Origin of the sequence: Amycolatopsis halotolerans, from assembly GCF_042647905.1 — a bacterium.
Taxonomy (GTDB): domain Bacteria; phylum Actinomycetota; class Actinomycetes; order Mycobacteriales; family Pseudonocardiaceae; genus Amycolatopsis; species Amycolatopsis halotolerans.
Map to the genome: position 1 here is coordinate 1 of NZ_JBHRWI010000018.1, position 9,307 is coordinate 9,307.

The following is a 9,307-nucleotide window of genomic DNA, read 5'->3' on the forward strand; positions in this document are numbered from 1 at the left end:
ACTCGATTCCCAGTCCAACTCCCGGGGAGCAGTTCATTCCCTCAGGGTTCCCCTCACGGCCCTCGCTGGGTTCGCGGTTCAAGTTCCTGGCACTGGGAATCAGCGGACCCTTCACGGACTTCGGCGGCGCCGCCGGTCATGGACAGGAATTGTCAGCGCCGGTTCCTCTACACTCGCCGCTTGTGATCGTGGTGGGTGGAGAGGCGCTGGTCGACCTCGTTCCGGGTGAACCGCTGGATTCCACTGTGGACGGTGGGTTGCGCGCGCTGCTGCCGAGACTCGGCGGCGGGCCGTACAACGTCGCGCTGGCCGCGGCCCGGCTCGGCGTGCCCGCGTCCTTCCTGTCCCGGGTTTCCACTGACCGGTTCGGCGTCGCGTTGGCGGATCGCCTTTCCGCTTCGCACGTCGACACTTCGTTGCTGCAGCGCGGCAACGAGCCGACGACGCTCGCTGTCGTCGCGCTCGACGAACGCGGCGCCGCGCAATACACGTTCTACGTCGAGGGAACCGCCGATCGGCTGGTCTCCGATCCTGGTGCGCTGCCGGAAGAAACCACCGCGCTGTCGCTCGGAACGCTCGGCATGGTGCTGGAGCCCGGCGCGAGCGCGTACGAGCGAATTCTGCGCCGGGAATCCGCGCGTGGGACGCTGACAGCGCTCGACCCGAACATCCGGGAGGCGCTCATCGCCGACCCGGCGGCTTATCGCGCGCGCTTCGCGTCGTGGCTGCCCGACGTCCGGCTGCTGAAAATCTCCGACGACGACGCCGCGTGGCTCGCCGAAGGAGCCGACCCGGTGGCCGCGGCGAAATCGTGGGTGGAGTCCGGTGTGGACGCCGTCGTGCTCACCCGGGGCGCGGACGGCTTGTCTGTGATCACTTCGGCTGGTGAGCTGGCCCACGTCGCGTCCCGCAAGGTCGCGGTGGCGGACACGATCGGCGCTGGCGACACCGTGCAGGGCGCGTTGCTGGCCTGGCTGCACGAGCGCACGGTGCGCGACCTGGCCGCACTCGACGCCGGCGCGTGGACCGAAGCGCTTGCTTATGCGGCGAAAGCGGCCTCGATCACGGTTTCCCGGAGCGGAGCGGAGCCGCCGACCGCGGCGGATATGGCGGCCACCGTGTGAACCTGGTCCCAATGGGGCCTTTTGGGGCAACGCAGCGAGTGCGGATTGACCCACCCTTCGACTAGCGTAGTGGTGAATTCATACCCAGCGGGTCGGTGTGCAGCGAGGCGCGTGTTTCCTCGCGTGAACACGTGGCTACTGCGGAACCCGCAGACGCCGCCGTCCCGTGCCCAACGTGAGAGGGACCTGCATGTCCGACGCGACGAATGCGGGGCAGTCCGGCGGCGAAACCGCGACGCTGCGCCTGCCGAGTGGCGAGCACGAGTTCAAGGTCGTCAACCCGGTCGAGGGCGCGCCGGGGATCGAGCTGGGAAAGCTGCTGGCGCAGACCGGGTACATCACCTACGACCCCGGGTTCGTCAACACCGGAGCCGCGTCGTCGGCCATCACCTACATCGACGGTGATGCGGGCATCCTGCGCTACCGCGGCTACCCGATCGAGCAGCTGGCGGGGAAGTCCACCTTCATCGAGGTGTCCTACCTGCTCATCTACGGCGAGCTGCCGACCGAGGCCCAGCTGGCCGACTTCACCGAGCGGATCCAGCGGCACACCCTGCTGCACGAGGACCTGAAGGCGTTCTTCTCCGGCTTCCCGCGCGACGCGCACCCGATGCCGGTGCTGTCCAGCGCCGTTTCCGCGCTGTCGACCTTCTACCAGGACTCGCTGAACCCGTTCGACGAGCCCAACGTCGAGCTGTCCACCATCCGCCTGCTGGCGAAGGTGCCGACGCTCGCGGCGTACGCGTACAAGAAGTCCGTCGGCCAGCCGCTGCTGTACCCGGACAACTCGCTGGGCCTGGTCGAGAACTTCCTGCGGATGACGTTCGGCTTCCCGGCCGAGCCGTACGAGGTCGACCCGGACGTCGCGAAGGCGCTCGACCTGCTGTTCATCCTGCACGCCGACCACGAGCAGAACTGCTCGACCTCCACGGTGCGGCTCGTCGGCTCGTCCGAGGCGAACCTGTTCGCCAGCATCTCGGCGGGCATCAACGCGCTGTTCGGCCCGCTGCACGGCGGCGCGAACGCGGCGGTGCTGGAGATGCTCGAGGGCATCCGCGACGACGGCGGCGATGTCGCGACGTTCGTCAACCGCGTGAAGAACAAGGAAAAAGGTGTCAAGCTCATGGGCTTCGGGCACCGGGTCTACAAGAACTACGACCCGCGCGCGAAGATCATCAAGAACACCGCGGACGAGATTCTCGGCAAGCTCAAGGGCGGCGACCAGCTGCTGGAGATCGCCAAGAAGCTCGAGGAAACCGCGCTTTCCGACGACTACTTCGTCGAGCGCAAGCTGTACCCGAACGTGGACTTCTACACCGGTCTGATCTACCGCGCGCTCGGGTTCCCGACGAAGTACTTCACCGTGCTGTTCGCGCTCGGCCGGCTCCCCGGCTGGATCGCGCACTGGCGCGAGATGATCAACGACCCGCAGACGAAGATCGGCCGCCCGCGCCAGATCTACACCGGCCACGCGTCCCGGGACTACATCCCGATGTCGGAGCGCTGAGTCACCGCTTGGTGAAACGCCCCGCCGTGCCTTCGCGCGGCGGGGCGTTTATCGTTGTGCGGCATGACGATGGAAGCGCCGGTCGTGCTGTGGTTCCGCCGGGACCTGCGGTTGCGAGACCATGCCGCGCTCTTTGAAGCGGCCAAGCACAGCAAACACATTCTGGCGCTGTACGTGCTGGACGACCGGCTGCTCAAGCCCGCCGGTTCGCCGCGGGTCGCGTTTCTGCTGAATTCCTTGCGAGAGCTGGACAAAGCGTTGTCCGGGCGATTGATGATCCGGTACGGCGATCCGGCGCGGGAGGTGGTCGCCGCCGCACGGGAGATCCGCGCGGCCGCAGTGCATGTTTCTGCGGATACCGCACCATATGGGCGTGAGCGCGACGAAGCTGTGGCTTCCGCATTGGAAGAGCATCGAATTCAGTGGGTCGAGACGGGTTCTTCGTACGCCGTGACGCCAGGGCGGGTTACGAAGCCGGACGGTACCCCCTATCGGGTCTTCACTCCGTTCTATCGCGCTTGGTCGCAGCACGGCTGGCCCCGTCCGGCGGGCACCGATGTGTCTATTGTGGACTGGGTTAAGCCTTCTTCCTCGTCGGCGTTGCCGGAAACTCCTGAGGTGGACTGCGAGCTGCCGCCAGCCGGAGAGGAAGCCGCTCTTTCGGTGTGGCATGACTTTCTCTCCGACGGTCTCGCGGATTATGCTTCCGAACGCGATCGACCGGATCATGCTGGCACCACAAAGCTTTCTCCCTATCTGCGGTGGGGCGCGATCCACCCGCGGACGATGCTGGCCGACCTGGCCGCCAAACGGTCCGAGGGTGCGCAGGTGTTGCGTTCCGAGCTGTGCTGGCGCGAGTTTCACGCCGATGTCCTGTGGAACCGGCCGGAAACCGCGCGGAAGAACTACGATCGACGTTTCGACGGAATGCGTTACGACACCGGCAAAACCGCGCAAGAGATGTTCACGCAGTGGCGCGAGGGACGGACTGGCTACCCGATCGTCGACGCCGGCATGCGGCAGTTGCTGGCCGAGGGCTGGATGCACAACCGGGTCCGAATGATCGTGGCGAGTTTCCTGGTGAAAGACCTTCATTTGCCGTGGTGGTGGGGCGCACGGCACTTCATGCGGCATCTGGTGGACGGCGATCTCGCGTCGAACCAGCTGAACTGGCAATGGGTCGCCGGTTCCGGGACGGACGCCGCGCCGTACTTCCGGATCTTCAACCCGACCACGCAGGGTCAGAAATTCGACCCAGCGGGCGATTACGTGCGGCGGTATGTGCCGGAATTGCGTGGGGTGGAAGGGAAAGCGGTGCATGTGCTGAAGGAGCGTCCGGAGGGATATCCGGAGCCGATCGTCGACCATGCGGAGGAACGGCAGGTCGCGTTGCAGCGGTATGGGGCGATTACGAAGTCTTAGGGTGGTGCGCCCGTTCGTGGCTTTCGGCCAGCGATAGGCCGCGTTGTCGTTCCTCGATGATCGACCAGAACCGCGGGCACTTCAGGGGATCGCTGGCCGGGCACTGCCGCCCGTGTTCGAGTGCTGCGCGGGCCACCTCGATGCGTCGCTGCTGCTCGGTCAGTTCGGCGAGTTTGGCATCGATCATTTCCTGTCGGCCGGTTTGTTCGCCGGTCAGGAAACGGCCGATTTCGGACAGCGTGAAGCCGATCTCCTGGAAGAAGAGGAGCACGCCGACGTCTTTGACCGCTGACTCGGCGTAGCGCCGTCGGCCCGCTTCCCGTTCCGCCGGGCGGACGAGACCGAGTTCGTCGTAGTAGCGCAGCGCGCTCGTCGGCACGCCGGTGCGCTCGGCGAGTTCGCCAATGGACAGGGTGGCAGTCATTTGACTTCAAGCGTACTCGAAGTGGTTTGCTCGCCCCATGAACGTGATGGAACGGGCGCTGCGATGGTGGGGCCCGCGTGGCGGGATCGCGCAGTTTCACCGGCCGACCGGGATTCCGGGACACGTCGCCGGGTTGATCATGGGGCGGCGCTCGTCGAACGTGACGCGCAATCGGTGGGCGGTGCGATTGCTCGATATCCAGCCGTCCGAACGGGTCCTCGAACTCGGCTGCGGGCCGGGTGTGGCCGTCGCGGCACTGGCTGACCGGGCGGCGCTCGTGGTCGGCGTCGACCACTCGGCGGTGGTGATTCGTCAAGCGCGACAACGGAATCGGGCGGCTATCCGAGCCCGGCGAGTGCGGTTGGTGTGCTCGTCGGTCGAGAATCTGTCGCTCGACGGGCCGTTCGACGCCGCGCTGGCAGTCAATACAGTGGGCATGTGGCCGGAACCGGTTGCCCGGCTGCGGGAACTGGCTCGATTATTGCGGCCTGGCGGGCGTGTTGCAGTGGTATCTCAACCACGGCAGCCTGGTGTCACCTCGGCTGCGGTGGTCGAGGAGTTGACCGAATTGCTCGCGGAGGCTGGCTTTTCCCGGCCCCGCAACGAAATGCTGGACTTGGATCCGCCAGTCGTGTGCGTCCTGGCGTTTTCCGGCGAGGACTGACTGCCTTCAGAGCACGACTTCGCCTCGTCCGGGTTCACCAGCGTCCGGTAGTTCTCCGACGCGAAGAACGCGTCGTGGCCGGCCCAGTCGTTGAACCAGATCTCAGTGATCCCGTCGTAGGCGGGAGCGGGGTACACCTAGTCGGTTGCGTACATACCGGTGCGCCTCGGGGATCGAGGTGAACAGCGGTGCGTGCCGGTCGCGGTGGTACTCGACGAATTCCTCGAATGACATGCCGTTCACGCGGTTGATCAGATAGACGAACTTGATCACGGGCTTCTCCTGCTCGTGCGGTCTCGGCGCGGGTGCCGTCAGCTACGTTAAAAGCTCACATCCATGTGAGAGGCAAGCTGCGAGCGGGCCGGCAGCGGTCAGCGGCATTACGACGACGAGCACGTCTGCCGAGTCGAACTCATCCGGGCGTTCTTGGGCGCGGGACTGTCCACTCGGGTCATCGCCGAGATGGTGCCGTGCATGGCCGAACCCAGTGCGAGCAAGGCACACCGTGCCCTGACGACGATGCGGCGAGAGCACGATCGGCTGTCCTCGGCGAGGCGATCGATCGCCTCGCCGAGCCGCGTGCTCTAACGGCGTAACGCGTCCACCAGTCGCACCCGGCTGCCGACTCGCAGCACTCCATTCCGGTACACCCGAGCACCCGCCCAGGTGACCACTGCGATCAGCGCGATCGTCAGTACCAGCGACAAAGCCACTTCCCAAGGTTCGACGGCCCCGAGCGCGATCCGTGCGGGCATCAGGATCGGCGACAGCAACGGGATCAGCGAAACAACCCGCGTGGCCGTCCCGTGCGGTGCTTGCGTCAGCAGGCTGATCCCCGCGACAAACCCGCTCACCAGCGCGATATTCACCGGCCCGACGACCGCCTGCGTGTCCTCCTGTCGCGACACCAGCGCGCCCGCCGCGCCGTACAGCATCGCGTAGAGGAGGAAACCCAGCAGATACCAGACAAGACCCCAGCCCAGCGTCCCCAAAGCGACGCTGGAGATCGAGAACACGCCGGACACGCCACCGGCGATCAGGCCCGCCACGGCGAGGATCGCGAGCTGCGCCAATCCGACCAAGCCGAGCCCGACGACCTTGCCCAGCAGCAGCTGCACCGGCCGGACGGTCGCGAGCAGGATTTCCACCACGCGGCTGGACTTCTCCTCGACCACACCCTGCGCGACGAACATCCCGTACGTCATGATGCTGATATACAACAGGATCGCGACCACGATCCCGGTCACCAGCTTCGTCCCGGCTTGCGGATCCACCGGTTCGAGAGCCTGCACGTCGGCGTGGGTCGCGGATACTGCCTGGTGGACAGCGGCGGGGTCGAGGTTCGCGGAGTACAGCTGAGCGTCTAAGACCTGTTGCTGTGCAATGTTATCTAGCACAGTCCGCAGCTGCGTGTCTAAAGTGGACTTGACGATCACCCGCGGCCGGGAAGCGCTGCCGGATACGAGCGCGTCGACATCGCCGTCGCGGACCTGGGTCAATCCGTCCGATTCGGACTGTACCAGGACGATCTTGAGGTGCCGGTCGTTGTTCTCCAGTTGCGTCGCGATGCCCTGCGCTTGCCCGGCCAGCGCGACGCGCGTCGTCTCCCGGTCTCCGGCGAGGAAAGCCTGCAGGGCGACGTAACCCAGCAGCAGCAACAGCATCACCGCAGTACTGACCACAAAGGACCGGGTGCGCAGCCGTGCGTTGATCTCCCGTTTGGCCACCAATCGCACGGCGCGCGTGGGGCGGATCCGGCTCATCGAGGTGCTCCCGGTGCGGCGACCGAATCGCGGAACAGGTCGGCGAGCGTGCGGCGGCGGTGGCTGAATTCCGTCACCGGGCCGGTGGCTAAAGCGGCGGCGAGGACAGCTTGGTCGTCGGCGCTCGGCGACAGCTCCAGAACGGTCGTGGGGCCGTGGTCTTCGAGCACGCGCGCGCCGGGAACCGTTGCCGCCCAACCGGGATTCGCGCTCGGTGCGGTGACGACCAGGCGGCGTCCGGCGTCGCGGGTCAGCTCGTCCACGGTGCCGACCGCGACCATCCGGCCGTCGCGGATGATGCCGACTCGGTCGCACAGTCGTTCCACGAGGTCGAGCTGGTGGCTGGAAAACACCACCGGCACCCCCGTCGCCGCCTTCTCCCGTAACACGCCGCTCAGCACGTCCACCGCGAGCGGGTCGAGGCCGGAGAACGGTTCGTCGAGCACCAGCAACGCCGGGTCGTGCACGAGCGCGGCGGCTAGTTGCACGCGTTGCTGGTTGCCGAGGCTGAGTTTCTGGATGTCGTCCTTGCGCCTCGGCCCGAGACCGAGCCGCGCGATCCACAGTTCGGCGGCGCGATGTGCGTCGTTGGTGCTGAGACCGTGCAGTTCGGCGAGGTAGACGAGCTGGTCGATGACCTTCATCTTCGGGTACAGCCCGCGTTCCTCCGGCAGGTACCCGATTTGCGCGCGGGTGTCGTGCGTGACCGGCTGCCCGGCGAACCGTACCTCGCCGGAGTCGGCCTCCAGCACGCCGAGCGCGATCCGCATGGTGGTGGTCTTGCCCGCCCCGTTGCTGCCGACGAACCCGAACAGCTCGCCCGGCGCCGCGGTGAAACTCACGCCGTCGAGCGCGGTCTTCGTGCCGAACCGTTTGCTGACCCGGTCGATCTCCAGCGTCACGCGTCCCCCTCCAGCGGCGCACGGCTGAACACGGCCTCCACCGGAAGGCCGAACACCGCGCAAATACGCAACGCCAGGTCGAGGCTCGGGTAATGATCCCCGCGTTCCAGCGCCCCGATGGTCTGCGGATTGACCTCGACCGCCTCGGCGAGCTCCGCCCGGCTCATCCCGCGCTCCGCGCGCAGCACCGGCAGCCGGTTGTGGATCGGCAGCTCCTTGCCACGCCGCACCGGGCTCATGGACCGCACTGTTGCAAAAACCCAACGAAGCGTCAAGCTGCCTTGCCGGGATTTGCCCGCCCCAATGTGGCATTGGGTGCATGCGACGCACCCAATGTGGCATTGGGTGCGCCTGACGCACCCAACGCCACATTGGGGCGCTCGTCGGTCAGGCCGCGTGACGGCGGATTACGGATGGACGCGGTCGGCGTGCCGCGGCTTCGTGCGCGGCGCGAAGCTCCGCCGCCACCTGGTCTGGTTCGGTACGCAGCCTGATCGGAAGCGTCTGGAGAACGACGATGCCCGCTGCTGCGTAGCGAGCGTTCCGCTGGAGTGTGGCTGAGTAGTCGTCCCACTTCTCGTGCCAGGCTCGTGAGTCGATCTCCCAGGCTAAAGCGACATCGTCCCACCATGCATCGGGTCTGGCTACGAACTCGCCCGTGCCGGTAGTGACTACGACGTTCCACTCGGCTTCAGGCAGACCTGTTGTTTTCCAGATTTCCCAAGCATCGGCCTCTGCGACAGACTGTGTACCGGCCAGAAGCGCGGTCAGTGCGCGGCGCGGCAGCGCAGACCCACGCTGGCTACCACGGCTTAGTTCGCGAGTCAGCTGTTCTAAGGTGCAACGCCGTCGTTGGACAGACTCGGCCAAGAGCGCCCGGACCGCATCGAAATCGCGGATTCGCCTAACTGCGTCCAGTACCGCGCGGTAGGCGGGTGCTACCGGAACCCCGTTCCTGGCGACAGGCTGGGGAAGCCGAGTCGTGCGTTCCACGAGCGTGAAGCCCACGCTGCTTACTTCCCGCCGGTCCGGAACCAGTAGGTGGATCTGGTCAGGCTCCGGGGTCTGGCTGAGCCCATGCAGTCGCGCCGCCCAAAGACCAGTCACCATCGAGTCAGGGCCGCCTCGCAACAACGCCGCTTCGATCTGCTGTGCCGAATCCGGTTCGCACGGGAGCAGCAGCACGACACCAGGCAAGAGCCGTCGCCAGGGGCCGCCGGGAAGACAGCGACGATAAATGCTGCTCCTGGACATACCCAGTTCTTCGAGCTCGGCGGTTCTGACAACCTTCCCGGCGGCTTCGTGCAGCACCGGGTGCCGCTCCCAGTTTCCTTTGCGCATCTGTCCAGGTTGTGCGGTAACTGAGAAATACGCGAGTAAAACGTGCGCGAGCGGTCCCGTCGTGCGCGGATCGCGCGATAACCACCCGTTCGTGGCATCGTCCCCAATGAGGTTTTCTCAGTAGCGTCCGTGGTGTTCGTGGTGGGTGAGGACGAGGGCT

At 66.2% G+C, this 9,307-nt stretch carries 10 protein-coding genes and 1 pseudogene; 5 read left to right on the forward strand and 6 right to left on the reverse strand.

From position 1 onward, the window contains the following. Positions 1-182: 182 nt before the first annotated feature. The 3 genes from ACFORO_RS14015 to ACFORO_RS14025 all read left to right on the forward strand — a co-directional run bounded on the left by ACFORO_RS14015 (position 183) and on the right by ACFORO_RS14025 (position 4,053). Entirely contained in the window at positions 183-1,124 is a 942-nt protein-coding gene (locus ACFORO_RS14015) for a carbohydrate kinase family protein (RefSeq protein WP_354743094.1), read from the forward strand. A gap of 190 nt (positions 1,125-1,314) precedes the next feature. Then, on the forward strand, positions 1,315-2,631 hold the full coding sequence (locus ACFORO_RS14020; RefSeq protein WP_354743096.1) for a citrate synthase: 1,317 nt from the start codon (positions 1,315-1,317) through the stop codon (positions 2,629-2,631). A 63-nt stretch (positions 2,632-2,694) separates the two neighbouring features. Further along, positions 2,695-4,053: a cryptochrome/photolyase family protein gene (locus ACFORO_RS14025; RefSeq protein WP_377873682.1), complete on the forward strand. Its 1,359-nt coding sequence runs from the start codon at positions 2,695-2,697 to the stop codon at positions 4,051-4,053. Here the strand turns inward: ACFORO_RS14025 and ACFORO_RS14030 are convergent. Next, on the reverse strand, positions 4,040-4,477 hold the full coding sequence (locus ACFORO_RS14030; RefSeq protein WP_377873683.1) for a MerR family transcriptional regulator: 438 nt from the start codon (positions 4,475-4,477) through the stop codon (positions 4,040-4,042). The genes ACFORO_RS14025 and ACFORO_RS14030 overlap by 14 nt on opposite strands. A 37-nt stretch (positions 4,478-4,514) precedes the next feature. On the opposite strand from ACFORO_RS14030, the gene ACFORO_RS14035 reads away from it, so the two are divergent. Continuing rightward, positions 4,515-5,141, forward strand: a complete 627-nt coding sequence (locus ACFORO_RS14035; RefSeq protein WP_377873684.1) for a class I SAM-dependent methyltransferase — start codon at positions 4,515-4,517, stop codon at positions 5,139-5,141. A gap of 102 nt (positions 5,142-5,243) precedes the next feature. On the opposite strand, the gene ACFORO_RS14040 is transcribed toward ACFORO_RS14035, so the two are convergent. Further along, positions 5,244-5,414 (reverse strand): EthD domain-containing protein, encoded by a 171-nt coding sequence (locus ACFORO_RS14040; RefSeq protein WP_377873685.1) that lies wholly within the window; start codon positions 5,412-5,414, stop codon positions 5,244-5,246. 90 nt (positions 5,415-5,504) lie between these two features. Between ACFORO_RS14040 and ACFORO_RS14045 the strand changes: the two are divergent. After that, a pseudogene (locus ACFORO_RS14045) lies at positions 5,505-5,597 on the forward strand (MerR family transcriptional regulator); the annotation flags it as partial. Positions 5,598-5,725: 128 nt separating this feature from the next. Here ACFORO_RS14045 and ACFORO_RS14050 read toward each other — a convergent pair. The 4 genes from ACFORO_RS14050 to ACFORO_RS14065 all read right to left on the reverse strand — a co-directional run bounded on the left by ACFORO_RS14050 (position 5,726) and on the right by ACFORO_RS14065 (position 9,147). Continuing rightward, positions 5,726-6,904, reverse strand: a complete 1,179-nt coding sequence (locus tag ACFORO_RS14050) for an ABC transporter permease (protein WP_377873686.1) — start codon at positions 6,902-6,904, stop codon at positions 5,726-5,728. Then, on the reverse strand, positions 6,901-7,800 hold the full coding sequence (locus ACFORO_RS14055) for an ABC transporter ATP-binding protein (RefSeq protein ID WP_377873688.1): 900 nt from the start codon (positions 7,798-7,800) through the stop codon (positions 6,901-6,903). Before ACFORO_RS14055 ends, ACFORO_RS14050 begins: the two co-directional genes overlap by 4 nt. Before the next feature lie 2 nt (positions 7,801-7,802). Continuing rightward, the gene (locus ACFORO_RS14060; protein ID WP_344281179.1) at positions 7,803-8,045 is read right to left on the reverse strand and encodes a helix-turn-helix transcriptional regulator; all 243 of its coding nucleotides are present in this window, start codon (positions 8,043-8,045) and stop codon (positions 7,803-7,805) included. 148 nt (positions 8,046-8,193) lie between these two features. Next, complete coding sequence (locus ACFORO_RS14065) at positions 8,194-9,147, reverse strand: hypothetical protein (RefSeq protein ID WP_377873687.1); 954 nt, start codon at positions 9,145-9,147, stop codon at positions 8,194-8,196. Positions 9,148-9,307: the final 160 nt, after the last annotated feature.